Annotated in this window: 24 protein-coding genes and 2 pseudogenes; 5 read left to right on the top strand and 21 right to left on the bottom strand. The window is 34.0% G+C overall.

Annotated features, from left to right (window positions below; all coding sequences use genetic code 11):
- Window positions 1-39 precede the first annotated feature (39 nt).
- A complete protein-coding gene (locus tag AC6R0T_RS03780) occupies window positions 40-177 on the top strand; it encodes a hypothetical protein (RefSeq protein ID WP_526159714.1) in 138 nt (45 codons plus the stop codon).
- Window positions 178-839: 662 nt separating this feature from the next.
- Here AC6R0T_RS03780 and qatD read toward each other — a convergent pair.
- From qatD to AC6R0T_RS03700, 16 genes and pseudogenes are all read right to left on the bottom strand, one after another.
- Window positions 840-1571, bottom strand: coding sequence for a Qat anti-phage system TatD family nuclease QatD (qatD, locus tag AC6R0T_RS03775; RefSeq protein WP_303754497.1), 732 nt, complete (start codon window positions 1569-1571; stop codon window positions 840-842).
- Window positions 1558-2838 carry a Qat anti-phage system QueC-like protein QatC gene (gene qatC, locus AC6R0T_RS03770; protein WP_303754520.1) on the bottom strand — a complete coding sequence of 427 codons (1281 nt, stop codon included), beginning with the start codon at window positions 2836-2838 and terminating at the stop codon, window positions 1558-1560. Before qatC ends, qatD begins: the two co-directional genes overlap by 14 nt.
- Window positions 2831-3553 carry a Qat anti-phage system associated protein QatB gene (locus AC6R0T_RS03765; protein WP_303754498.1) on the bottom strand — a complete coding sequence of 241 codons (723 nt, stop codon included), beginning with the start codon at window positions 3551-3553 and terminating at the stop codon, window positions 2831-2833. The genes qatC and AC6R0T_RS03765 overlap by 8 nt, the downstream gene beginning before the upstream one ends.
- The gene (locus AC6R0T_RS03760) at window positions 3554-5389 is read right to left on the bottom strand and encodes a KAP family P-loop NTPase fold protein (RefSeq protein WP_303754499.1); all 1836 of its coding nucleotides are present in this window, start codon (window positions 5387-5389) and stop codon (window positions 3554-3556) included. It abuts the gene before it with no gap.
- 458 nt (window positions 5390-5847) lie between these two features.
- Window positions 5848-6048, bottom strand: coding sequence for a hypothetical protein (locus AC6R0T_RS03755; protein ID WP_303754500.1), 201 nt, complete (start codon window positions 6046-6048; stop codon window positions 5848-5850).
- Entirely contained in the window at window positions 6049-8217 is a 2169-nt protein-coding gene (locus AC6R0T_RS03750; protein WP_303754501.1) for a peptidase domain-containing ABC transporter, read from the bottom strand.
- 58 nt (window positions 8218-8275) lie between these two features.
- On the bottom strand, window positions 8276-8425 hold the full coding sequence (locus tag AC6R0T_RS03745; protein ID WP_303754502.1) for a hypothetical protein: 150 nt from the start codon (window positions 8423-8425) through the stop codon (window positions 8276-8278).
- A gap of 70 nt (window positions 8426-8495) precedes the next feature.
- Window positions 8496-9011 carry a hypothetical protein gene (locus AC6R0T_RS03740; RefSeq protein WP_526159710.1) on the bottom strand — a complete coding sequence of 172 codons (516 nt, stop codon included), beginning with the start codon at window positions 9009-9011 and terminating at the stop codon, window positions 8496-8498.
- Window positions 9012-9126: 115 nt separating this feature from the next.
- Window positions 9127-9819, bottom strand: coding sequence for a cell division ATP-binding protein FtsE (locus AC6R0T_RS03735; protein WP_303754504.1), 693 nt, complete (start codon window positions 9817-9819; stop codon window positions 9127-9129).
- The gene (locus AC6R0T_RS03730) at window positions 9806-9961 is read right to left on the bottom strand and encodes a hypothetical protein (protein WP_303754505.1); all 156 of its coding nucleotides are present in this window, start codon (window positions 9959-9961) and stop codon (window positions 9806-9808) included. The genes AC6R0T_RS03735 and AC6R0T_RS03730 overlap by 14 nt, the downstream gene beginning before the upstream one ends.
- Entirely contained in the window at window positions 9958-10551 is a 594-nt protein-coding gene (locus tag AC6R0T_RS03725) for an accessory gene regulator B family protein (RefSeq protein ID WP_369598792.1), read from the bottom strand. The genes AC6R0T_RS03730 and AC6R0T_RS03725 overlap by 4 nt, the downstream gene beginning before the upstream one ends.
- Before the next feature lie 313 nt (window positions 10552-10864).
- A protein-coding gene (locus AC6R0T_RS03720; protein WP_303754506.1) for an IS3 family transposase occupies window positions 10865-11994 on the bottom strand; the annotation gives its coding sequence in 2 pieces (ribosomal slippage) (window positions 10865-11766 and window positions 11766-11994; 1131 coding nt in all).
- A 60-nt stretch (window positions 11995-12054) separates the two neighbouring features.
- A complete protein-coding gene (locus AC6R0T_RS03715; RefSeq protein ID WP_303754507.1) occupies window positions 12055-12795 on the bottom strand; it encodes a LytR/AlgR family response regulator transcription factor in 741 nt (246 codons plus the stop codon).
- Window positions 12796-12801: 6 nt separating this feature from the next.
- Window positions 12802-14019 carry a sensor histidine kinase gene (locus AC6R0T_RS03710; RefSeq protein WP_526159707.1) on the bottom strand — a complete coding sequence of 406 codons (1218 nt, stop codon included), beginning with the start codon at window positions 14017-14019 and terminating at the stop codon, window positions 12802-12804.
- A 143-nt stretch (window positions 14020-14162) separates the two neighbouring features.
- Window positions 14163-14531 (bottom strand): annotated as a pseudogene (locus tag AC6R0T_RS03705) (Cro/Cl family transcriptional regulator); the annotation flags it as partial.
- Between the two features lie 219 nt (window positions 14532-14750).
- Window positions 14751-14948 (bottom strand): annotated as a pseudogene (locus AC6R0T_RS03700) (helix-turn-helix domain-containing protein); the annotation flags it as partial.
- A 178-nt stretch (window positions 14949-15126) separates the two neighbouring features.
- Here AC6R0T_RS03700 and AC6R0T_RS03695 point away from each other — a divergent pair.
- From AC6R0T_RS03695 to AC6R0T_RS03680, 4 genes are all read left to right on the top strand, one after another.
- Window positions 15127-15477: a hypothetical protein gene (locus AC6R0T_RS03695; RefSeq protein ID WP_303754509.1), complete on the top strand. Its 351-nt coding sequence runs from the start codon at window positions 15127-15129 to the stop codon at window positions 15475-15477.
- A gap of 205 nt (window positions 15478-15682) precedes the next feature.
- Complete coding sequence (locus AC6R0T_RS03690; RefSeq protein ID WP_303754510.1) at window positions 15683-16528, top strand: rolling circle replication-associated protein; 846 nt, start codon at window positions 15683-15685, stop codon at window positions 16526-16528.
- Window positions 16529-16549: 21 nt separating this feature from the next.
- The gene (locus AC6R0T_RS03685; protein ID WP_303754511.1) at window positions 16550-16825 is read left to right on the top strand and encodes a DNA-binding protein; all 276 of its coding nucleotides are present in this window, start codon (window positions 16550-16552) and stop codon (window positions 16823-16825) included.
- Window positions 16826-16919: 94 nt separating this feature from the next.
- Window positions 16920-18143, top strand: a complete 1224-nt coding sequence (locus AC6R0T_RS03680; protein WP_303754512.1) for a site-specific integrase — start codon at window positions 16920-16922, stop codon at window positions 18141-18143.
- Between the two features lie 31 nt (window positions 18144-18174).
- On the opposite strand, the gene AC6R0T_RS03675 is transcribed toward AC6R0T_RS03680, so the two are convergent.
- The 5 genes from AC6R0T_RS03675 to nagY form a co-directional block, all read right to left on the bottom strand.
- Window positions 18175-18438 (bottom strand): type B 50S ribosomal protein L31, encoded by a 264-nt coding sequence (locus AC6R0T_RS03675; RefSeq protein WP_071863514.1) that lies wholly within the window; start codon window positions 18436-18438, stop codon window positions 18175-18177.
- A gap of 97 nt (window positions 18439-18535) precedes the next feature.
- Complete coding sequence (gene rho / locus AC6R0T_RS03670) at window positions 18536-19834, bottom strand: transcription termination factor Rho (RefSeq protein WP_303754513.1); 1299 nt, start codon at window positions 19832-19834, stop codon at window positions 18536-18538.
- Window positions 19831-21108: a UDP-N-acetylglucosamine 1-carboxyvinyltransferase gene (murA, locus tag AC6R0T_RS03665; protein WP_303754514.1), complete on the bottom strand. Its 1278-nt coding sequence runs from the start codon at window positions 21106-21108 to the stop codon at window positions 19831-19833. Before murA ends, rho begins: the two co-directional genes overlap by 4 nt.
- 203 nt (window positions 21109-21311) lie before the next feature.
- Window positions 21312-23282 (bottom strand): N-acetylglucosamine-specific PTS transporter subunit IIBC, encoded by a 1971-nt coding sequence (gene nagE, locus AC6R0T_RS03660; protein WP_303754515.1) that lies wholly within the window; start codon window positions 23280-23282, stop codon window positions 21312-21314.
- Window positions 23283-23284: 2 nt separating this feature from the next.
- Window positions 23285-24136: a BglG/SacY family antiterminator NagY gene (gene nagY, locus AC6R0T_RS03655; RefSeq protein WP_016172674.1), complete on the bottom strand. Its 852-nt coding sequence runs from the start codon at window positions 24134-24136 to the stop codon at window positions 23285-23287.
- Window positions 24137-24485 lie beyond the last annotated feature (349 nt).

Here is a 24485-nt window from a genome sequence, read left to right as displayed (position 1 = left end):
AAATTATTGCGAATTAACTTTTTTGATACTATTAAATTTATGATTAAAAATATCGCAACTAAAAATGAAACCAACACAAAAAAAGAGATGTCCCCCAGAAAGGAAAACATCTCTAAATCGTTGGCAAGCCAACGTTCTAACCAAGTTAGAATTATTCCGCAGCGTTTGCGTCTTTGAGGCCGTATTGAGAGCTGGATTGCTTTCTGGTGGTATCTGATAGGCAGAAAAAAGCTTAGATACGGGATTATTAAGGAATTAGAAAATTTAATGTAACTCAGTAAAAATTGATTGAGAAGGTCAAAAGTATGGTCAAAAAATACTCGCCAGTGTATTTAGTTTTATTCATAACTCAATGACGGATTTCAAAATTCAATTTCAATTTTCCTTTTATGTTTATTTTTCATTGTTAAGTTATCAGTTGCTGTGCTCAAAATTTTGAATGTGTGGTTAGCAATATTATCTGCTAAATCGTTAGCTCCATATTTCATGATTTGGGCGTCAAAAAAAGGGGGGGCTTCGAAATTCAGTTTTTTACGAGTTGAACATTTGGATTTAAGCAGTGAAAATCAAGCAATAATTCATCTGTAGCGCCCACTTTATTAAGCTATTGGTCGATATTTTGGGAACTAATTATTTCGTTTTCACCAATAACAGATAGAAAATACTTTTGACGCTCGAATCATTTCATACCATAAGTTTCTATTTCAGAGGAATCGGTAAAGTGTTATATATTGCAATCGTTTTTATAAGTTCTCGAAATAAATCCCTCTTGTTTTTCTGAAAGTTGGACTTCAACAATGTTCGCTAGAAGTTACCAGCATTTCAATTTCATTGCAAACTCATACTTCCAGTAATTTTCTTTGATTTACCATTAATTGGTTGACAAAATCATCTAAATTTACATGGAGTTTTGATGCAATCGTTTTTGTAACATCCAATAAATACTCTGATAAATATATTGACTCATTACTAAAGGCAAATGGAAAATCAGATTCTAATAATATCCTTTCTAAAGGCAGTTTCTGAACAACTGATAAAGTATTTGAAGATGAGAGCATGCTCTTGTTAATTGAAAAATAGCATCCTAAATCTAATAATTTTTCTAGTTGCTTAATGTCTCCATTAAACCAATGCAATATTTTTTTGCTATTTGGATACTTCATTATCATGTCTGCAATCAATTTTTCTGACTTTCTTGAATGGATAGTTAAAACTTTATTAGGTATTTCATCACAAAGCCATAAAATATTCTCAAAAATCTCTATTTGTCTTGATAAACTTGCCTTATATCGGTTACTTCCATCAATCCCTATCTCACCTATATACCTTGCTTTTGTCAATTGGATTTCAAATTTATTCAGTTGATTTGGGAACTGCCCAACTAACTCGGGATGATATCCTAGAGCATGTTTCAAGTATTTTGATTCAGGAATTATTACCCTATTTTTTTCGAATAGAGAAGGTAAATTAGAAACGGCGATTGTATAAATTTGCTGTTCATTAATATTTTTAATGAAATTTTTTCTATTTTTAGCTAAATCAACATGACAATGGGTATCAAGATATTTCATTTTTTTCAACCTCATATATCAATTGTTGAATCTCTTTCATTCCAACAGAATAGACTCTAGCATAATCTTTGATGTTAGATCCAACCGGTCCCGAATATTGTACTCTAGCCAATAAATTTGAACTATTATATTTATTTTCTGAGATTCGCAAAGCATTGAAAGTCTCTTTACCAACCTTATTTTCATAATTTTTGTATCGGTACGGCGTGCTATCCTGTATCCCTGACGCTAATATTGATGCTCTTCTTATAGTGCAGGGAACACAATACCCACAATGAATGGGCTCAGAAAAACCACTCCATCTTCCTTGTTCTGGATGCGAACACGACATAGTATTTTGAATATTTTTTTCTAAAAAAACTAAATCACTACAATGAGTAATCATTTCCCCTTTCGTACTGAATTGGTACGGATTATTAATCGTTATATTTATCCCAATCAAAGAAAGAAGTTCTCCAAATAATTTTATGTAATGCGGATGAGTCGTTCTTGTACTGCTACTTCCATTTCTAGAATAATATAAGGGGACATTCAAGGATACAAAACCATTTTCTGGTATTGTCAGACATCCCCCTTCTGGAACTAATGCAATAGCATGCGAGAAAAACATAAATGATCTACTTCTCGTGGTTGGTTCATCTTCTCCTGTTAATGATTTAAGTGCCGCTGAATAAAATGAAACAAAATTCTCTGTACTCAGAGATTCAAAACGCTCGCATAAATTATGAATTAAGAGTTCTTGATAACTTTTTGTTCCTTTACTACCGCCTCCATAGTGACTCACAAAAATAGGATGGGGGTTTCTAGAAGAATTTAAAATATCAATAGCACCTATAAATGAATCCAACCCTCCGGAAAACATACATACATGCGTATTCTCAGCTTTTGTATTTTTTTCAAGTAACTTAGTCTCCTGAATATTTAAATCTCTTTGAGAGAATTCAAAATCCCACTTGTCGCCAGTCAAGAAGTCTAAAATTTCTTGTAATGTTGCCTTTACACTATTCCAACAATCTGGAAGTAGAACTGGGATATTCATTTGAATTTTACGCGTCCATGAATCTAAGGCACTATTTCTAGGGATACGTCTATCTGCGGCATAGACAAAGTCTGAAATATATAATAAGTCCAAACGTATTTCATTAACCGACGCATTTGATAAGCGTAAAATACCTTCAAAAAAAGTATCACGATAAGAATCGGATGAGTTCATATCTATCACAAATTCAAAATTATTTGACGAAACCGAACCAATATTCTCATTCATAATTTCCACCTACTATCTCCATCGTTGCATTAAAAACTTGGTTCACTATTGATCTTGGATCCTGATTTAACTCTGAATTCTTCAATAGTACATAAATTTTAGCATCAACATAATCTCGTAAGTCCTGTTCTTTTGCTGCAAGTTTTGACGGATCATCTACAAATTTTTCAACACCATATCCTAAATCCTTCAATAGTAAGCCTGTAATGTAATTTACGAAATACTCACATAGTAAATCATCAAATACTTCTCCAGATATACTATCTAATTGTTCTATACCTAGTCCCGACTCCTCAACAACCATGTAGAATGAGGACATTGTATCTAGTGTTGCTTGTCTTGCAACTGATTCTTCTTTTGTACTTCCCTTAGGAGAGATTTGTCCTGCCAGCTCACTGATAATCTCTACTAAAGATTTTCCTTCAGATGAAATACGAAAATCACTCAAAGTTTGTAAGAGGCCCACAGTATTAATATGGTTAAACAAATCAACTAATCCGATGAAGCCAGCCTTCCCCCCCGTTGCTGATTTAGCAAGAGAAGCATGTCCACCGCTTGCCTTAACAAACTTTCCAAATAGTCTTGACGGATTTCCCCCAGTACTATTTAAAAACTTTCCAAATTCTGTTTTTGTATTTTGCCAGCTATTATCATCGAAATCCTCTGGTAACAGCGGATTCTTTTCCGGTCCAGTAAAGGATGAAGATGTTCCCATCTATTTCACCTCCGATTTTTCAATTGCTTTATCAAGCTCTCCATTTTTATTTCTCCATGATTGAATTATTTTTATAACTCGGTTATCAGGATGACTTTCCGACAAATACTGGAAAATCACTGGTCCAGCACCGATATTTATCTTTTCTCCATCTAAGCTATTTAAGAAGAAAATTGTTTCATCCAAAATATCAATATTGCTTGTTATCCAAATAAAGAATGATTTAAATTGAGAAAAGTTGTATTTTCCATTATTTATTTTGATATCACTAGAAAGTATTTTTGAAATTTCAACTCTATCAAAAAGAGATAACTGATCTCTTCTTTTAACAGCTGCTTCGAGAGTTGCTGAGCCTCCTGAAGTAAGCATTTGTAACGTTTTTTGAGCGTCTTTACTTAAGTTTAAAGACGAAAGTTTAACAGGATTTCGAAGAGAATCTCTAGTGAAAAATAGATATCCTCTCAAATCTTTATCATTTAAAGATGGATTTATTTTTAGCCACTTTTCACTCCAGTCATCTTGGAAAAAGGTCATCAATGCATTCTCATCTTCATTGCCCATACCATTCTCCAAAAATGAAAACTCATTAACAATACCATTTGATGATTTCCCTGCTAAAATTGTGATTTGCTCATATGCGGCAGGCTTGAAATACTCAACCAGCATAATTTTTGTCAATACATTCCTATTTAATTCGATACCATAAGACTTGGCCATAATTTCACGCATCCTCATAGAGTTTAAAAATCTCTTACATTGTCGAGGATTACCATTTAACCCAACGGCCAACAATCCAGCAAGCTGTTGAGCAGTACTATAAATCCCTGATAATACGTTATAGTAATCTTTTTCTGAAAATTCACTGATTGCATTACTTAATGTAAAATCAAGTATATTGCTTCTTCGTTTTTTATTAATGGTTTCGAAAATAGACATACTCTCTCCAATATCAAACGTATCTTCCAATAAAAGGCAAAATACGTAAAATTCAACTTCATTAGAGTCTAGTTGAGGTATCTTAATTGGATATTGGACAAGTTTTTCTAGATACTCTTTACCAATATCTATCTGATTACCTTTTATCTCGGAGAATTTTCTTTCTACAGAATAAGAAATATGACGCTCATCCGCTCCAATTATAAAAATAGTATTTCCAGTAAACACAAAAAGTCTCATAGCTTCTAAAGTTTCAATGATTGTATCTGGACTGCATCGATCCAACTCATCAATAAAAATTACTAATTTATCAATTTTGCTATCCTCTAATAACTCTGCAAAATTCTCTTGAAATAACTTTAGATCTTCCCTTAGCTCAGTATGGTTCAACTCTTCACGAATGCTATTCACTGTTTTTTCAATCTGAGATTCCGGTATTTCTTCGCCCGTAATTTCTTTAAACTTGGAAGCAACTTGATCAACGATTATACCTATTCCACCAGTATTTATTAAATCTACAGAATATTTAATTCCTTTGCTCATTAGTTTGAGCTTATCAACACTTCGAAATAATCCCTTTAAAACTTGTTTTCCTTTACTAGTTAATGTTGCATTTTTCTCAATGGTATCCAAAATACTTTCTAGTAATACAGTTTTAGCATCTTCATACCCTTCAAACATCCATCCATTAAAATTAAGGGTTACAATCTTTTCTTGATCATTTTGATCATTAAGATTTCTAATCGCCATTTTTATTAGACTTGATTTCCCAGAACCCCAGTCACCATATACCCCAATTGTCGCTGGAAGTAATTTATCATTATCGATCAGATTCGTTAATAAATTTGTTAGGTGTCCAAAATTTAAATAGTCAATTTCAGTTTCACTATCTTTCCACATTGCATGTCTCACCTTCTTGATTATTAATAATAATTATATCACGAACTTTCGTTATAATTGAATAACAGAAAATATTTTATTTATTGAGTGGGAATAAAGAGCCAACATAACATGGAGGGGGAATCCCTATAAATCAACATTCTTCAATAACTAAAGAGCTTGATTTTCATTGATAAATAAAGATGGTTCCCTACCAAAAAACCTTGTCAGATTAACGACTGACAAGGCTTTTTCTTATATTCACTACTTTTTAAGGACTGATTAGCTCAACCATTAATAGAATTCCTTGTTCGTAAAATTTGATTGAGTAGATTGGAAATATGGTTAACATACTCACCAATGTTTCAAGATAATATATATTTATTAATATTATCCTACTTTAGTATATACGTGTTACCACCATTCATACTTATTTCCTATCTCTAACTAAATTATAGAGGCTCAAAGTTATACTTTACTCAATGAGCGTGCGGTAGAAAAAACTCGGTAATAAAACTAATGACATAGGGGACAAAAACCCCAATTAAAATCATCACTACACTTATACGTTGTCCTAAACTAAGGGCTACTATTTTTCTTCTAAACGAAAATATTCCTATCAATATACCCAATAATAATAAAAAGCTTGCTAAGTTATAAACTATTACTAAAATCGTCATCTATTCTCCTCCATAATATAATTCTGAAAACTCACTACAATTAGAAAGCAATTCTTTCAAATTGCCCTCTGCGACAATTTTTCCAGACTTCAAAAAAACTATTCTATCAAAATATGATAGTAATTCTTTGTTATGAATGACTGCTACTATAGATTTTTCTGTAGAGTTCATAAGCAAATTGCTAAAAATATGTTTTTCTTTTACCTTATCGATGTTGCTCGTTGGTTCATCTAATAACAGAAAGTCCGGTTGATTATACATTGCTCTAATTAAGGATAATTGTTGCTTTTGCCCCCCTGATAAATTATTTCCATTCTCAATAATTCGAGTATTAAGGCCTAAGGAAAATTGCTCAGCAAATCCTATTAAACCGCATTCTGATAAAACATTACTATAGTGTTGCTCATTAAAATTATTTGAATCAAAACAAATATTTTCTAGCAGACTACCCGGAAAAAAATTCGGATCTTGTTCAACAAAGCTAATGTTTATTTTTTCAGTAAATAATTTTTTATTAAACGATATTTTACCGGAATCAGGTGGGTATGCACCAATAAGTATTTTTAATAACGTACTCTTTCCAGAACCATTCTCCCCAAAAAAGCATATTTTTTCATTTGGATTTATTTTCAAGGTGATTTTTTCAACACCTGTGGTTTGATAATTATGTGAATAAGTTACATTTTCTAGTGACACGAGTTCTTCATCTAGATACTCTTTACTTATTTGATTTGATGGCGGACAATCTAAAATATCATTTAATTTGTTCATACCCACAATAAGATTCTGTACATCTGTTTGCACAGATAAAAGATTTTTTATTGGCAAAATAAAAAATGGCATAATCATCTGAAAAGATACTAATTGTCCTATTGAAATAACTCCTTCAAAAACAAGAAAACCACCACGTAAAACTACCAATAACAAAAAAATATTCTGTATTGTAGCACTTATACTAAGAGATACATTTCTAATTAAAATTTCCCTATATAATGTTTGAATCAGTTGCTTAACTTTAGTAGAAAAGAAAGTTCTAAAAAAATAAGCTTGTTCATATACACGACTGTTTATGCTGTTTGATACAATTGTACTTATAGATGTAACAAGCTCACCGCCTTGCTCGATTCTCATTTTACTAAGTTTGTCAATCGGAGAAATAAATAATAAAGAAAGTATTGATAATAACACTCCCATAATCACTACAATTTTGAACAATTCCAAATTTATATAAAACAATATTACACCTGAAACTATTAATGAGAAAATTTCAAGAACTAAAGTTAAAAAAATACTGGAGAAGTTTTGTTGCAATTCAATAACGGTTTGACTTCTACTTAAAATTTCCCCTATTTGCTTATTTTCTAAAAAAGTATATTTCGACTTCAACAAAGAATTGCAAAATTGATTAAATAAGTCTAATGAAATCTTTTTGGAAAAATTAGCAATAGATCGTGCACGAATGTAATTACATACAGCTTGTATAAGGTAGATTGCACTCAAACTTAAAAATATTAACCAAAAATTCTGAATGAATGGGTATATAATTTTTGAAAAACTATCATTCGGTTGGATATTTGAACTTGTAAAATAGTCAATAATATATTGATAACAAACAGAAACAGAAATTGTAATTGCAGATATAACTACAGAAAATAGAAATAGTAAAAACAGATGACCTTTATTATTAGCAAGTATCTTTTTATATTTTGAATATGGGTTGTATGTAGTTCTTTTCACACTATTATTCTTCGGCTTATTTATAACAAGAATACTTCCACCCCACATATTTAGAATACGTTCATGCGATAATGAAAGATCACCTTTTGCAGGGTCAAATATTTTTATACAGTCCTTATATAATTGATTTATAACTACAAAATGTGTCATATTATTATCCGTTATAATATTTGCTATACAAGGTAGATTAAATTGGTCATTATTAACCCCCATTAGAAACTCTTCAAATGAACCTTTGAGAGGGATAGAGTCAATCCCTATTTGATTACAGGCTTCAACCAGACCAAAAAGAGTTCCTCCTGTTTGATCTATTTTTATTAAATCATTTAGTTCCGGTTTAGGTAGTACCAGACCAAATTCCAAAAAAATTGTTGCAAGGCAAGCGCTCGCACAATCTCTTTCGTCTGTCTGCATAATTCCTGAATGAAACATCCCCATCCTCCTATTCTAAAAAAACTAGCATGGTTGCAATGCTAGTTAAAGTAACTTATTAAATTGAAATAAATGGCGCGTGGAATGGATTTAACTGTGCATGTCTCATTCCATCAGCAGGATTCGTACCTTTTTTTCCGCAAAATGGAAACCAGCAAGTCCAACCTGCTTTTACTTTTTTTGTTTCTTCAATAGTCATTAATTTCATAAAAATCGCCTCCGATATAAGAATCAAATATAATATAATATAATATTTCTGCAACCTAGAAATATTAATATTAGTAGAATGAAAAAGTTCTTCTAAATTTATGCATAGAGCTGAACTCAATCAGCACAGAAACTATTATCAATAATATTAATAAGAAAAATATTAACAATAACATAGAAAAGAAAATTGACGTCCGCCCCCTCACCCCAACAATATAAGGTAAAATAGAATTTAACGAAGAAAACAGCTTCATGTTTATGCAGACGCACACTACATAACTAAAAAATAATCCAAACATATAGCTAAATAAATTTTTAAGTAATAATTCTCGTAACACATATTTAGGTGATACACCTAAGTATATTTTTGTCTCAACATCTTCCTTATTACTTATTTTTATTAATGAAAATTTATTTCGGAAATCAAATAGCAAATAAGCGCCCATAATTATTACTAAGAAAGATAAAATATCTCTTACTAAAGAAAATTGCATAATCAAAATTTGATTTCCATCTAAATTTATTTGTGCAGATCTTAAATCGCTACTCATTATTTCTTGTTCCATAGTAGAAATAAACCGTTGCAAGTACTCTCGGACAAAAAAAACTTCTAAGATTAGACTAACAATAAGACAAACAGACATAGTTATCCTCTTGCCTGTTCTACAAATACTTTTTATAGTTCTTTGTATTAGATAGTGGTTAGATAAAATAGTTCGATTCATATTTGTCATATATTTTCTCCCCTCCATCTAACTTTAATACTCTAAAGTTGGATTCTTCTATAAACTTAGGATTATGAGTAGCCATAATAATTGTAGTTCCGCAACGATTCATTTTTTTTAATAGCTCAAATACTATTTTTGAATTAGCATTATCTAAATTTGAAGTTGGTTCATCTGCAATAATAATTTGCGGATTAGTAATTAAAGCTCTTGCAATATTTACCCTTTGCCTTTCACCACCAGATAAATTTCTAGGATAATCATTCAGATATTTACTTATACCTAATTCCGTTGTAACTTCCTCCACTCTTTGATGTATCAGAAATCGTTGATAACCTAAATATTCTAATTTATAAGATATATTTTCAAAAACAGTCCATTCTTCAATCATCCTAGTCTCTTGAAAAACTATCCCCATTTTTCCTCTTAATGCTTGCAACTCTTTATAATTGAATTGACTTAATTCTTTATTATTGATTTCTAAATTACCGGAATTATACATACGTCTTCCTTGAATCAATTCAATAAATGCTGTTTTCCCTGAACCACTCTTTCCTATCAAAAAGACAAATTCTCCATATTTAATTTGAACATCTATGTTTGACAAAATCTTGTCACTTTTATACTCCATCCCAAGATTACTTGCTTTAATAAAGCTATCTTTCATCATATTTCTCTTCTAGTTCTTTAGGAAAGTCAGGCTCGTAAATTGCCCACAAACAGCCTCTCTGAATTGCAATTTCACATATCCAAATTGCTAAATATAGTAAGAAACCACAGAGCATATTTATTGATATCTTTTTTTCCTTCATACGTTTGAACCTCCAATTTTGGGTAACAATAAAATATTAGCAATTAATAAACCCACACACATATAATTACAATAAATAAAGTTATATTTGTAACCTAAAATAAAATAGCAGAAAAAGATTATTGTAAGACAAATATTCCTTTTGATTACTGGTCGTGAAACAGATCTTGATATAGCAGGAGCTTTAATAAATGAAATTATTAGCAATAAACATCCAACTAGTACATACATTAATGGGATAATATCAAATGTTTGATTCTTTATAATTAGTGGAAATATGGAAAAGAAAAATATACTTATAATAGTACAGACAAAGCTCTTTTTAAAATGAAACCCGAAACTAAACTTTCGAAACATTACGAATGTTATATGTAGATAAATACTTTCGATTAAAACTCCCAATGCTAGGCTAACCGTATAGATTATCAAAACTTTAAATAAGTTAATAAAAAAAATTGATAATCCATATTTTGCTTTAACGATCTCAATATTTGTCAAATTATTATTTAATGCTATATACTCAACTACCTTTTCAGCTAATTTTTCTTCAAAAGATTTTCTTTGATTAATCACTTTAACCAAACACCTCATTCAAAATTATGAGTGAAGTATACCATTGGAAAATACACAAAAAAATATCCCAGTCATAAATGGTAGCTTACCAATCATAACTAGGAATATATTATCTATTAAGACTCATTAAGTACCAGAAATTACTTTTTGAAACTCTAAATTACCGTGGATCTGTGTCAATAAAGTGGACACATTTTTTGAGAGTTTTTTGAAACCAATCCACTCTCGAGTTGTTTCATGATTTCAGACAATCGTCAAACCAAAACCGTTTGACCATTCTCTGAAACCATGAAAAGAAATTCTCGTGGATTCGTTCAAAAAATAGGAGTAGCTATTGCGCATGCTGCCGAGCTTGGTCTTCTGCCTGTTGTGGTGTCAGATAGCCAATTGCGCCATGTATCCGCTTGCGGTTGTACCATCCTTCGATATATTGAAACAGTTCAAGTCTGGCTTCTTCAAAGGAGTGATAGGCCGTTTGATAGACTTCTTCTTTCTTTAATGCCGCGTGAAACGATTCGATACAGGAATTGTCATAAGGCGTGCCCTTGCGACTATAAGAATGCATCATCTTGTTCGTGCGCAACGCTTCCTCAAAATCAGAGCTCGTATACTGCGAACCAAGGTCTGTTTGGATGATCAGTCCGTCTGTCGGTTGTTGATGTTGAATCGCTGAATCTAGGGCGCTCATCACGATTTCAGTGGTCATCTGTTTGGCATAAGTGTAGCCGATAATTTTTTTCGAATAAAGATCAATCACAGATGCTAAGTAGGTCCAACCATCTTTTACAGTCGCGATGTACGTGATATCAGCGGCCCACTTCTGATTGATGCTGGTTGTGGAGAAATCTTGGTTTAACAGGTTTGTCCGCTCTTCAACGCGTTCTTTAGAAACCTTGGTTGGTCGATATTTTTTTACGGTGATCGAATGGATGCCAAGGATACGCATCCGTTTTTGCACACGCTTGATCGACAAATCAAAACCTTGTTCGATCAACTGGTGATGAATTTTCCATGCGCCATAACGTTTCTTGCTGTCTGTGTAAATCGATAAGATTGCCTGATCGATTTGTTCGTTCTCAAGCTCGCGATGACTGGGTTTATGTTTGAGCTCCTTGTAATAGGTGCTCGGCGCTACTTTCATCACGCGCAAAAGCATCCGAGTTGGATACTCAGCGCTTTCGTTTTTGATGAAGAGGATTTTGCTGTGTAAGTTTACTTCGTGAATATAGCCATTGCTTTTTTTAAGATTTCGTTCTTCTGACGCAGACGAGTCATTTCTTTTTCCATCTGTTTAATCTGAGCCGGGGTCATCGAACTACCAGCGACAGGGGTGTTGTTTTTCTTCCATTTGTAAATCGCTTGTTCTGCAATGCCATATTCACGGGAAATTTCGGCGACTGGTTTTCCAGTAGCGACGAGTTGAAGAATCATGTCTTTTCTTTCTTGACTGTATTTTTTCATTTGGTGAGCTTCCTTTCGTTCGAGGCTATTATAGTCCTCTCCCAAAATGTGTCCACTAAATCATCCTAACACCACCGAGCATTTCTCTAGCAGTCTTGATAAATATCTTTTTGATACAAAACACTTAGAATTAGCTCGTAAATGAACTATTTTATTCTTTCGGTCTATTGATGTAATATTTTTAATATTTACAACAAAAGATTGATGACATCTCAAAAAATCATTACTAAGAGACTCAATATTTTTAATTTTCCCATACACTTCTAGACTAGAATCTTTTAAATGATAAATGATTTTATGCGGTGTAGGAGAGGTTTCAATAAAAAGGATATCTTCGGCGTCTACTCTTAACGTCTCATTAATAGTTTCAAGAAGAATCACTTCTTTTAAATGTGAGGATAGTTTATACCGCTCGCAAGCAACAATGATACAGTCAATTATCCTTACACTCATATGTTCTAGTTTGTCTTTTACAATAAAATCAAGAGCTTCAACTTTATATGAAAACGTCAAAGAAGTCAGTTCCACATGATTTGTTATGAATACGATTTTTGCTGCCAAATCGATATCTCGTATCTTATTGGCTAGTTCAAATCCATTCATATCACTTTTTAAATCTACATCTAAAAAATACAACGCCTGGCTAGTCTTGTTATTTTCAAGATACTTAATTAATTGATAGGGATTAGTTGCCGATAGTGCTAAATTTATTGATCTATCATTGTGTGTTAAATATTTCGTGATTATTAGTTCAATCAAATTCCTATGATTCTTATCATCTTCACAAATCAAAATATCCATAATTAGTCACCTCATGTTAATTGTTATTATTTGAGTAAATATCTCTTTAGTAACTTTAGTTTCAATAAAAATTTTTTGAGGTTTAGACTTTATTAATTTTTCTATATTGCTTAGCCCCAGACCTCTGTCTTCCCCCCCTTTAGTAGTATATCCTTTTTGTTTTAGCATCGAGCAGTCAATTCTTTTTAGATTAGTAGAATTTGAGATAGTAAAAATAATCTTTTCTTTATCTCTGTAAATATCTATATCAATTAAACTATTGGAAATAGTCTTTGCTTCTTCTATTGCATTATCTAAAATAATTCCCAAAACTCTAACTAAAACTACTTGATGTACATTCAGAATAGAAATATTATTCTGCACCGCTAAATTCACCTGTATATTCAAATTTCGAGCTAACAGTATCTTTAGGGCAATCAGGCTTTTGATTGGTCTATCATTGATTTTGCTTAAACTATCAACTAGTCTAGACTCCTCATTAGTAGTAAACATGGGCAATCTTAGTTCTTCATAAAAATATTTTTCCAATGAGCTCATGTCATCTGTTCTGATAAAACTCTCAATCGATAAAAGGATATTTTGATAATCATGTTTAAATCCCCTAATTTCTTCATATCTCTCTTCTAAATTTTTTGTATACTCTTCTAAAAATTCTATTTCTCTTTGACTTTTTTCAAAAAGAGATTTTTTCCTAAATAAGTATCCAATTAAAACACATGTAAAGATTGTGATTCCTCCATAGAAAAGGACATAAATATTATTAATTGTTTTAATAGGTAATTGTCCAAAATCAACAGATCGTTCAAAAATTATTGATAAGTAGAAAAACAGAAAAGTTACTATCATAATAAAACAACTGACTTTAAAAAATGATGATTCATTCCCGAGAAAATTTAATACTTTTATAGTTAAATATTTAGCTACAAAAAGCAATACTATATATACAAATGTACCATAAATAAATCTATAAATATTTGGAAAATCTTTTTGAAAGAAAGAGGCCGCACCCATCACAATATTATCAGAATATATATATAGCATTACTGATATTAAAGTATAATAGAGCGTATAGAATATTTTTTTTGTAAAACTCATTGACACAAGAAATAAAAATAAAAAAAACATACCTGTCACATATACTTGAATAAATTCAAAAAATATTGAAAATATAACCACTGATAATAAGGCTACTATTATAAAAAGCCTACTACGTAATCTTTCCATGAAAAACATATTAGCTAGATACATGATAAAAAGTTGAACAGCAACCCCGAAGTGCATAATTATACCTCTTCTCTAAACCACTCATAAAATTCATCCGTTGTTTTCTTCCGATAGAGTTTAATCAACGCTGGGCGCATCGATTGAAAGATTTCCACTAGTTCTTCTCCACCAAACTGAGTGGAAAAATGCTTATCTGTAAACAACAAAGATAAAGAAGAAATAAACGTTTCCGTATCTTCTTCTGTCCCAAGAATATTAATTAACTTTCCCACTAGGTAAGTCTCGTTAAACTTGAGATCCTCCTTCACATCAAAGGTTTTGATCGCAGCTTTTACCATGCGTCCAATTTTATCTTTATCGCCATACTTGATTTCACCACTTATATCAATGTAGTCACTAATACCAGATGAAATAATAGCAACAGCTTCTTCTTTTGCTTTATCAGAGAGTTCCTTTAATGCTGGGGATTGATTGATGACTTCTTGCGTTATATCTGTTACATAATCTCGCATTATTTCATCGGCATACTCCGCAAAGCAATCTTGAATAAATTCTTCTACTGGGTACCCCACTTCGTTTTCCCAACCAGGATTTTTGAAATTACCCGTATAAAATTCTTGTTTGATTTTCTCCGCAATTTCAGGATGATTCTCCACTAGTTGTTTATGTCCTGTTAAAACCAAATAGTCTCGGATATAATCTTCTACGCTCCCGAAATAAAACCATCCCACTGGTTTTCCACTGAAACTAGCCAGTTGTTGAATAACCGTTAACGGAGCTAATGCATAACCTTGGACGTAAGAACTAATAGTAGGTTTCTTTAAACCTAGCCGATTGCCTAATTCTGTAAAAGACAGATTCAAACTTTCTTTGATTTCCTTGATTCGTTGCCCTACTTTCACTTTATCGGGTTGTAATATCCCAAACATACCTTGCTTCCTCCTTGTCATTTTTTACTATTATACCATCCGTATAATTTTTCGTATATATTTTTCGAAAAAACCTTGACTTGTATAAATTTTCGTATATAATATAACCTGTAGACGGCCATCTATATTTTTTTAAACCAAACGTATAAATTATCGTATATTAAAAAGGAGGGCTATTATGCCAATTAAAATCAATGATCTCACTTTACCAAAAGAAAAACTCGAAAAAGAATACCAAGTTGTTAATGTCACTCGCTGGCAAAAAGAGGGCGAAATTTTAGGCTGGAGTTATGAATGTATCCTACCGAAACTTCGCTATGAAAAAATCAGTGTCAAAGTCAAATCTGAACATCCTGTAATTACTCCAGAAGAGCTTACCCAACAAGGTTTAGCCATGGTTACGTTTACCAATTTGGAAATTGCACCTTGGGGACGTTCAAACGGTCAATTCGTGAGCTACGGCTTATCAGCCACTGCAGATGCGGCAACTTTGATTCCAAAAAAACAAGGTAACACTGCACAAATCTAATTTCCCTATGGGTTTGTTGGGTGGTTAGGACGAAACGGCGGGGCAGCGCCCACAGAGCCGTTTTTGTCCGTTAAGACCACCCAATAAACACATAGGCTGGAAGGACTGCGAAGCAGGACTTCCCCTTAACTTGATTTATAGAACAACATCAGGCGAAAAATGATGGTTCTCTGACAACTGAATACACACCAAGGAGTGATGATTTTTGAAAGCTTATAATCAGAAAATCATTGAAACTCCCACATACCTTGAAATTTATGATTATGAAGCAATCATTACTCCTAAACAAAAAACAGGAAATATTGAAACCAATCCAAAACGAAAAAAAGAATTAGCTTGGCTTTATGAAGAAGAGAATCCAACTTGCGAGAAAAGAAAAAACTATGATGAACTATCTGCTCAAGGACAATACGACAGCTTAAAACGAAAACAAAAATACTATCAAAATATGCGCTTTGAAATTGCACGACTCATAGATATGAACTTTGACAATCAGACAAAATTTTTAACCCTCACTTTCAGAGAAAACATTCAAGACATTGTCTATGCGAATAATGAATTTAAAAAATTTATCAAACGACTAAACTACGAACTCTACCATACAAAAAAAGCAAACCTAAAATACCTTGCCACGTGGGAAAAACAAGAACGAGGTGCTATCCATTATCACATTATCCTGTTTGACTTTCCTTTTATCTCCGTCAATCGCCTTACTACCATCTGGGGACATGGATTTGTCAAAATCAACAAGATTGATGTCGATAGCATCGAAAATCGTGGGCGCTATATCAGTAAATACTTCGACAAAGACCTGAACATGAAGGAACACAAGAAAAAGGCGTTCTTCAAATCCCGCAACCTCAAAGTGCCCAACGTCACGAAGCAACTCGTGGGTCAACCTTTTGATACCACAAACCAAGACGTACTTTATACCAATGAGTATCTTGTAAGGCGTCCGATATTTTACAGTGCGATAAATGAAGGTGGAAATCCCGAACAAGTGATGGATTTTCAAGAAAGCATTGTTCGTTATACAAAAATAAAAAAATAAATCTCGAAAGTAGGTAAAGATATGACTGTTACTGTACCGATTGAATTTAATCAAGAAATAATTGAAGAACTTGTTCAATTAACGAAGCAAAAAATTGAGGAAGAACAAACGCAACAACCAAACTTAAACGAGTTACCTCTCTATCCAACAAGGAAACAATTAAAGCAACATCTAAAAATTGGGGATACTCGCCTCAATAGTTGGATTGATCATGGGTTAAAAGTCATTCCTTTTGGCAAAGAAACTCGCTTTGATCGTGAAGATGTAAAACTATTTTTAGATAGTCTGAAAATCTAGCCTTGACTTACCTGTTTTCGCTGACTATGATACCGATAAGAAAGGAGCAAATCTTCTCTTTGATATACTGGCGAGTGAATCAAAGGAGAGAATTATGATCAAAAAATATAAAAAGAAAAATGGCACAGTCGCCTATATGTTTAAAGCATATCTTGGGATTGATCCTGTTACAGGAAAAAAGAAATATACCACCAAGCGTGGTTTTAAATCACCACAAGAAGCCAAGAAGGCTTATAATCGCTTGATGGTACAAGTAGAAGAAAATGATGTGGTGACAAATTCACAACGTCTTTTTTCAGAATTGGCAGATGAATGGTTTGAGCAATATAAAAATACGGTTCGCGAAAGTACGTATGTTGCCCAGAAACTGGCTTACAAAAAGCATATCTTACCTCTTTTTGGAAATTTGAAAATCTCAAAAATTTCAATCCCTTATTGTCAAAAACAGGTAAATCACTGGTATAGCTATTACAAGAAATATTCCAACCTAATCGGTTTGACTTCATCGGTTTTCAAGTATGCTTTGAGTTTACGGCTCATCCGAAGTAACCCCATGGACGCTGTGATTCGCCCTAAACGCAAGAAACGGATTGACGAAGAACGATATTCTGCCCCCTACTATGAAAAAGAAGAACTATTAGAATTGCTTGAAATTGCCAAAAACTATCCTGATCCAATTTATCCGATTTTTCGAATCTTAGCTTTTACTGGGTTACGGAAAGGTGAACTGCTAGCCTTACGTTGGAAAGATATTGACTTTGAGAAAAGTACACTCTCTGTTAAACAAACGTTAGCCACATGTGATAAATGGGAAATCAAATTTCAAGTTCCCAAAACAGAAAAGAGCCTTCGAACAATCTCGATAGATTCTGAAACCTTACAAGTAATCAAACGATGGCAATTAAAGCAAAAAGAATATTTTCTAAAAATGGGAATTAAACCTACAAAAGATGGTGCGCAACTCTTATTTGTATCAGAAGAGAACAAACCACTTTATTTAGACTATGTAAATCACAACTTGAAAATCATTATAAAAGAGAACAACTTAAAACGAATCACACCTCATGGTTTTCGTCATACCCATTGTAGTCTGCTATTTGAATCCGGAGCTTCTCTGAAAGAAGTTCAAGTTCGGTTAGGTCACACAGATATTAAAACGACTATGGATATCTACACCCATGTCACGAAACGACAGACAGAAGAAACGGCAAATCGTTTTGCTGATTTCATGAGTTCTACAGAGGAAAAACAAGGAAGTTTGCAGAAGGTCAAAAGTATGGTCAAAAACGAAAAAAAGCAGACTATCCCTATTAGATAGTCTGCAAAACGTTGATATATCAATGTTTTTACTATTCCGCAGCGTTTGCGTCTTTGAGACCGTATTTTTTGTTGAAACGGTCCACACGTCCGTCGGCTTGCGTGAATTTTTGACGACCAGTATAAAATGGATGTGAGTCAGATGTAACTTCGACCCGGATTAATGGGTATGTGTTGCCATCTTCCCATTCAACTGTTTCTTGTGAAGTTTTAGTAGAACCTGACAAGAATTTGAAACCTGTAGTTGAGTCCATGAATACAACTGGATGGTAATCTGGATGGATTTCTGCTTTCATTTACTTTCGCTCCTTTGCCCTGGTTCATTTGCTGCGCCAGAGTTATTTGTCTAATTTACAACAAGAATATACTATCACGTTTTAAACATAGATGCAATTATCTTTTTACATTTCTTCGGGGTGTTTTTTTACCAAAGGAAACTTCTTTAAACGCGCCAAAAAGCGCTTGATTATTTTTTGTTTTCTTTAGAAATTGAACAAACTGATCCGTGTATTCAAGGGAATCGCCGACCATATTGTTACGTAATTTCCATGTTTCTTCTAACTGTTCCGTCCCCATCAATAATTCTTCTTTACGAGTACCTGATTTTTTAATATCAATCGCTGGGAAGATGCGGCGTTCGGCTAATTCTCGTGAAAGATGAAGTTCCATATTGCCAGTTCCTTTGAATTCTTCGTAAATAACATCGTCCATGCGACTGCCTGTATCTACTAAAGCAGTTGCTAAAATCGTTAAGCTACCGCCCTCCTCGATGTTACGGGCAGCACCAAAGAATTTTTTAGGCTTATATAAAGCGGCTGGATCAATCCCCCCACTTAATGTGCGGCCACTTGGCGGTACGACTAAATTATACGCTCGAGCTAGACGGGTGAGGGAGTCCATTAAAATTACAACATCCCGTTTGTCTTCTACTAAACGCATCGCCCGTTCTAAAACTAACTCAGAAACCCGGGTATGGTTTTGTGGTTGTAAATCAAAAGTTGAAGAAACAACATCGCCTTTTACGCTACGTTCTAAATCGGTTACTTCTTCTGGTCGTTCATCAATTAAGAGAACAATTAATTCCACCTCTGGATAGTTGTCGGTAATACCATTGGCGATTTCTTTTAAAATACTAGTTTTACCGGCTTTAGGTGGCGCGACAATCAAGCCACGTTGCCCAAAACCTACTGGGGCAAAAATATCAATCATCCGCGTTGCCAAACGCCCTGGTTTTGTTTCCAATTTCACTTGGCGATCAGGATAAAGTGGCGTTAACGCAGGAAAATGTGGCCGCTCTTTTGCATCTTCAGGATCTTTGCCATTAACACTTTCCACATGCATTAAACCATAATAGCGTTCGGATTCTTTTGGTGGTCTAGCTTTCCCAGCTACTTTGTCTCCATTACGCAAGCCAAAACGGCGAATTTGAGAAGAAGAAATATAAATATCTTCCGCACTAGGGCCATAGTTAATTGGGCGCAAAAAACCATAGCCGTCTTGACCGACGATGTCCAAAACACCTTCCATGTAAAAGAAACCTTGTTTCTCTGCTTGTGCGCGAATGACAGCTAAAGACAATTCTTTTTTGTTCATTTGGCTGTAATAAGGAATTTTAAACTGTTTAGCATATTGGTAAATATCTTTTAGCGTGCTGTTTTCTAGCTCCGCCATCGTTAAATAATCTTTTTTCATGCCCGATCCTCACGTTCTGTTTCTACCATTTGAACATCAGCACCTAGCGCTGTTAATTTTTCAACAATATGGTCATAGCCGCGTAAAATATATTCAACATTAGTAATTGTCGTGGTACCTTCTGCCATTAAACCTGCAATAACTAAGCAAGCTCCTGCTCTTAGATCAGAAGCAATAACTTCAGCGCCATGGAGTTGTTTGGGCCCATTTAAAATCATCATATTGCCTTCAATTTGGGCGTCAGCACCCATACGGACCAGTTCAGGGATGTGATTGATTCGTTTGGAATAAATCGTATCGATAATTTCTGAAGTGCCACTTGCTTTAATTAATAGTGGTGTAATCGGTTGTTGCAAATCAGTTGCAAAGCCTGGATAAGGATATGTTTTAATGTGGACAGGATTTAATTTTTCAACGGGGAAAACTTCAATGGTGTCTTCACTGATTTCCATTGGAACACCTAATTCTTCTAATTTGGCGATGTAGCTTTCTAAATGTTCGTAGATAACATTGTGAACTTTAATGCCATCACCACAAGCAGCTGCAAGAGCCAAATAAGTTCCTGCTTCAATACGATCAGGAATAATTGCATGACGACAGCCGTGTAATTTTTCTACACCATCAATTCTAATTTCGTTGGTGCCAGCACCCCGAATTTTTGCCCCCATATTATTAAGTAAAGTTGCAACATCAATAATTTCTGGTTCTCGTGCAGCATTTTCAATAATTGTCCGCCCTTTAGCTTTCACTGCTGCCAACATCACATTGATTGTTGCACCAATTGAGACAACATCCATAAAGATGCGTTCACCTTTTAATTCTTTATTTTCAGTTCTTAAATACATTGCGCCATGTTCATTGGTGACTTTTGCACCTAATGCTTCAAATCCTTTAACGTGAAGGTCAATTGGCCGAGGTCCTAGATAACAGCCCCCAGGCAATCCGACAACGGCTTCCCCAAATTTACCTAATAAAGCTCCCATAAAATAATAAGAAGCACGTAGGCTATTAATTTTACCACTTGGCATTGGAATGGAGATGATCCCAGTTGGATCAATGGTCATCGTATTATTTTCAAATTGGACTTTGACGCCCATAATTTCTAAAATTTCCATCAAGGAATGAACATCGTTGATATCGGGTACACCTTCTAAAACAACAGGGGAGTCGGCTAAAATTGCAGCAGGTATCAGTGCAACTGCACTATTTTTGGCACCGCTAATTGTTACTTCACCTTGAAGTTTACGGCCCCCATTAATGATGATTTTTTTCATAAAAAGCCACCTATTCCTAATTTATTCATACTCGCTAATTTTAACACAGAGACAGTCTTTGCAAAAGAGCGGAGGCATCTAGCTTAAAAGAATTACAAAAAAGACATACTGGTTTTTGTGTCGATCCCCAAAAAGTTAGATCAAAAATCCAACCTTTTGAGATCACTACAATTACCCGAATATGTCTTTTCTCCTAAATAAAATTATTTACTTGTTATCGTTCCAATCACATCATTTGCTTTAGAAATTTGCGATGATACTTCTAGTTTAGCTAGTTCATTACTATTGGTGCAAACTACCATGATATCTGTATCTTTGCCGCTGGCTGTTATTTTAGCGAGATCCATTTTAGCTAACATTTGGCCATGGCCAACTTGTTGCCCTTCGGTTACAAAAACAGTGAAGGGTTCTCCTTTTAGACTGACTGTGTCAATTCCCATATGAACAAGAATTTCTAAGCCATTATCTGCTTTGATTCCTACAGCATGTTTTGTTGGGAAAACACTAGTGATAACACCAGCGACTGGTGTAAATACTGCATCATCAGTCGGTGTAACTGCAAAGCCTTCTCCCATCATCTTTTGCGAGAAAACATCGTCACTTACTAAAGTAATATCTTTTACTGTTCCATCACTAATTGCAAAAATATCTTGCTTTTTGCTAGCCGTTTTTACACTGGCTGCTTCTTTTATTACGGCATTGGTTGGTTTTGCTCCACCGTGATGTAAGCGTGTCATTTCATCGGCAACAAATTGTACTTCTGTCCCCACGATAACTTGAATATTATTTCCATCAATAACTTTGACCCCTGGCATGCCTGTTCTTTTAATCTTACCTTGATCGACAGATCCTGTATCTTTTACTTGTAAACGCAAGCGGGTTGTACAATTATCAATTGCCGTAACATTTGCAGCCCCACCCAATGCATTATAAATTTGATTGGCAATAGCAGCAAACTTATCGTCGCCAGAGGCAACGAATTGATCAATATCCTCAGTGGCTTCATCGTCGTCTTCTTCACGACCTGGCGTCATTAAGTTAAATTTCTTAATCACAAACATAAACGTTACATAGTAAATTACAGCCATAATTATTCCTAAAACAATTAACATATAGGGTTTGTTTGCAATTGGCACCCGCAAACTCAAGAAGAAGTCGATAAAACCGGCACTAAAGTTAAAACCAGCTGTCCAATGGAAAGCCGCAGCTATAAACATTGAAATTCCTGTCAAAGCAGCATGAACGACATATAAAGGCCATGCAACAAACATAAATGAAAATTCTAATGGTTCAGTAACCCCGGTGAAAAAAGAGGCAAAAGCAGCAGCGACCATTAAAGAAGCTGTTACTTTTTTCTTTTCCGGTTTAGCACATTGATAAATAGCTAAAGCTCCTGCTGGTAAACCAAACATCATAACCGGGAAGAATCCTGCTTGATACATCCCTGTAATTCCTTTTGTTCCTTCACTTGCCCAGAATTTACCAATATCGTCAATCCCAGCTAAGTTAAACCAGAATACGTTGTTCAACGCGTGGTGTAAACCTGTTGGAATTAACAAGCGATTGAAAAAGCCATATAATCCTGCTCCTAATGGTCCCATGCTTGAAATCATTTCGCCAAAAGCTACTAATGCGTTATAAACAGGTGGCCAAATAAAAATTAATAATGCCGAAATAATTGCCATTAAACCGGCAGTCACAATTGGAACTGCTCGTTTACCACTGAAAAAAGATAACGCCATTGGCAATTTCACGCCACTAAAACGGTTATACATCGCTGCAGCTACTAAACCGGCTAAAATCCCGATAAATACATTTTTATTATTAATTGCACCAAAAGCTACGTTGACTTTTTCAACGTCTACTTTGGTAAATAGCGCAACTGCTTGACTATTTACCAATGTCATCGGTGTTAAAAAGGCTACCAAACCAGCTAATGCCGCAGCGCCATCTTTATCTTTTGACATACCATAAGCTAAGCCAACGGCAAACAAAATACCTAGATTATCTAGAATTGTGCCCCCTGCTTTAATTAAAAAAGCAGCCAAAATATTATTTCCACCCCAACCGCTCGGATCGATCCAATAACCAATTCCCATAAAAAGTGCTGCTACTGGTAAGGTTGCGACCGGCAACATTAAAGAGCGACCAATTCGTTGTAAATATGCTTTCATTTCTAATTCCCCTCTTCTTTTTGGGCTACGCGCTTCAATCTTTCAATATGAATTGCAATATAGCCTAATTCTTCACTGGAAGTCGCCAATTGATACTGTTTAATCAGCATGACCCGAACTTTTTTGGCAATTTCATAACTTTCCGGGTACTTTTCTCGTACCATTTCAACAATTTCATCGTCTAAAACCGCATATTGCTGTTTTTGATAACGTTGCAATAACAAACGCAAATGATTAGCCAAACGTGAGTAGTTCAGTGCCATTGCTTCTGCATATAAATCAATTTGCAACTCTTTGGCAATTAAATTCATAATTTCTGAAACAATTGTGACTTCCCGAATGCTACGATGGTTATTCCGCTCGCCATTACGCGCACTGTGTAAATGGATAGCAATATACCCTGCCTCATCATAACTATAAGGAATTTTAAGCTCACTATTTAAATAATCTACTGCCCATTGTGCAATCCCAAATTCTTCTTTGTGGAGTACTTCAATTTCTTTTAGCAATTTATTGCGTACAATAATGCCGTTACTTATATTTTCTGCACTAAATGCCAAATGATCTGTTAAAGCAATTAAAACGTGTTCATTTAATTTTTCCATTAAAACCATTTCTGCATGATTGACGATGTGCTCTGCAGCAAATAAAAATTTCTCGTCAATTTGATTTAGCAGATTTTGCAATTTCATCTGGGAGTCTGGCTCCATGACAAACATCCGCTCGACTTCTTTTGCAAAAATGAGATCATTCCTTTTTTTGTTAAAGCCAATTCCTTTACCAATTGCAACTTTTTCCTGACCGTCGTCATCGATTAAGACTGCATTTTGATTCAATAATTTTTTAACTTTCATGGTTCACCTCTGCAGATTTTAGAAAGTATTTTGCAACCAAAGAAATAAAATAGACGTGAAAAAACCAACTTCAACCAATCGCTTGAAGTAAGTCTTTCCACGCCTAGTATTATCTAGTCACATGAAATAATATTATTTACATTCGTCATTATAAAGAAAACGTTCGCAAAGGTCAATACCAATTTTAAAAAAAATTCGCAATTCCTAAAAAAATAAATGAAGCAGCTGATAAAAACAACTATTACAATTCCATAAATGTTATTATTTTCTTGTATTTTTTTAAGCACTCTAAGGTTAAAATTACTCAGCTTATTTCTCAGAAAAGTTAGTGGATAAATCATTGGCGTAT

It is taken from the genome of Enterococcus sp. S86.2 (assembly GCF_059834485.2).
Note: the sequence above shows the minus strand (reverse complement) of the source record. Positions and strands in the feature narration are given on the sequence as shown.

What these genes read in the sequence shown, in the direction of transcription:
- qatD (WP_303754497.1), bottom strand. Translation starts at nt 1,571, where the DNA reads ATGAAATATCTTGATACCCATTGTCATGTTGATTTAGCTAAAAATAGA.
- AC6R0T_RS03765 (WP_303754498.1), bottom strand. Translation starts at nt 3,553, where the DNA reads ATGGGAACATCTTCATCCTTTACTGGACCGGAAAAGAATCCGCTGTTA.
- AC6R0T_RS03710 (WP_526159707.1), bottom strand. Translation starts at nt 14,019, where the DNA reads ATGGAAAGATTACGTAGTAGGCTTTTTATAATAGTAGCCTTATTATCA.
- AC6R0T_RS03760 (WP_303754499.1), bottom strand. Translation starts at nt 5,389, where the DNA reads ATGTGGAAAGATAGTGAAACTGAAATTGACTATTTAAATTTTGGACAC.
- nagE (WP_303754515.1), bottom strand. Translation starts at nt 23,282, where the DNA reads ATGAAAGCATATTTACAACGAATTGGTCGCTCTTTAATGTTGCCGGTC.
- AC6R0T_RS03735 (WP_303754504.1), bottom strand. Translation starts at nt 9,819, where the DNA reads ATGATGAAAGATAGCTTTATTAAAGCAAGTAATCTTGGGATGGAGTAT.
- AC6R0T_RS03730 (WP_303754505.1), bottom strand. Translation starts at nt 9,961, where the DNA reads ATGAAGGAAAAAAAGATATCAATAAATATGCTCTGTGGTTTCTTACTA.
- AC6R0T_RS03780 (WP_526159714.1), top strand. Translation starts at nt 40, where the DNA reads ATGATTAAAAATATCGCAACTAAAAATGAAACCAACACAAAAAAAGAG.
- AC6R0T_RS03725 (WP_369598792.1), bottom strand. Translation starts at nt 10,551, where the DNA reads ATGAGGTGTTTGGTTAAAGTGATTAATCAAAGAAAATCTTTTGAAGAA.
- AC6R0T_RS03685 (WP_303754511.1), top strand. Translation starts at nt 16,550, where the DNA reads ATGACTGTTACTGTACCGATTGAATTTAATCAAGAAATAATTGAAGAA.
- nagY (WP_016172674.1), bottom strand. Translation starts at nt 24,136, where the DNA reads ATGAAAGTTAAAAAATTATTGAATCAAAATGCAGTCTTAATCGATGAC.
- AC6R0T_RS03715 (WP_303754507.1), bottom strand. Translation starts at nt 12,795, where the DNA reads ATGGATATTTTGATTTGTGAAGATGATAAGAATCATAGGAATTTGATT.
- qatC (WP_303754520.1), bottom strand. Translation starts at nt 2,838, where the DNA reads ATGAATGAGAATATTGGTTCGGTTTCGTCAAATAATTTTGAATTTGTG.
- AC6R0T_RS03695 (WP_303754509.1), top strand. Translation starts at nt 15,127, where the DNA reads ATGCCAATTAAAATCAATGATCTCACTTTACCAAAAGAAAAACTCGAA.
- AC6R0T_RS03750 (WP_303754501.1), bottom strand. Translation starts at nt 8,217, where the DNA reads ATGTTTCATTCAGGAATTATGCAGACAGACGAAAGAGATTGTGCGAGC.
- murA (WP_303754514.1), bottom strand. Translation starts at nt 21,108, where the DNA reads ATGAAAAAAATCATCATTAATGGGGGCCGTAAACTTCAAGGTGAAGTA.
- AC6R0T_RS03755 (WP_303754500.1), bottom strand. Translation starts at nt 6,048, where the DNA reads ATGACGATTTTAGTAATAGTTTATAACTTAGCAAGCTTTTTATTATTA.
- AC6R0T_RS03680 (WP_303754512.1), top strand. Translation starts at nt 16,920, where the DNA reads ATGATCAAAAAATATAAAAAGAAAAATGGCACAGTCGCCTATATGTTT.
- AC6R0T_RS03745 (WP_303754502.1), bottom strand. Translation starts at nt 8,425, where the DNA reads ATGAAATTAATGACTATTGAAGAAACAAAAAAAGTAAAAGCAGGTTGG.
- AC6R0T_RS03675 (WP_071863514.1), bottom strand. Translation starts at nt 18,438, where the DNA reads ATGAAAGCAGAAATCCATCCAGATTACCATCCAGTTGTATTCATGGAC.
- rho (WP_303754513.1), bottom strand. Translation starts at nt 19,834, where the DNA reads ATGAAAAAAGATTATTTAACGATGGCGGAGCTAGAAAACAGCACGCTA.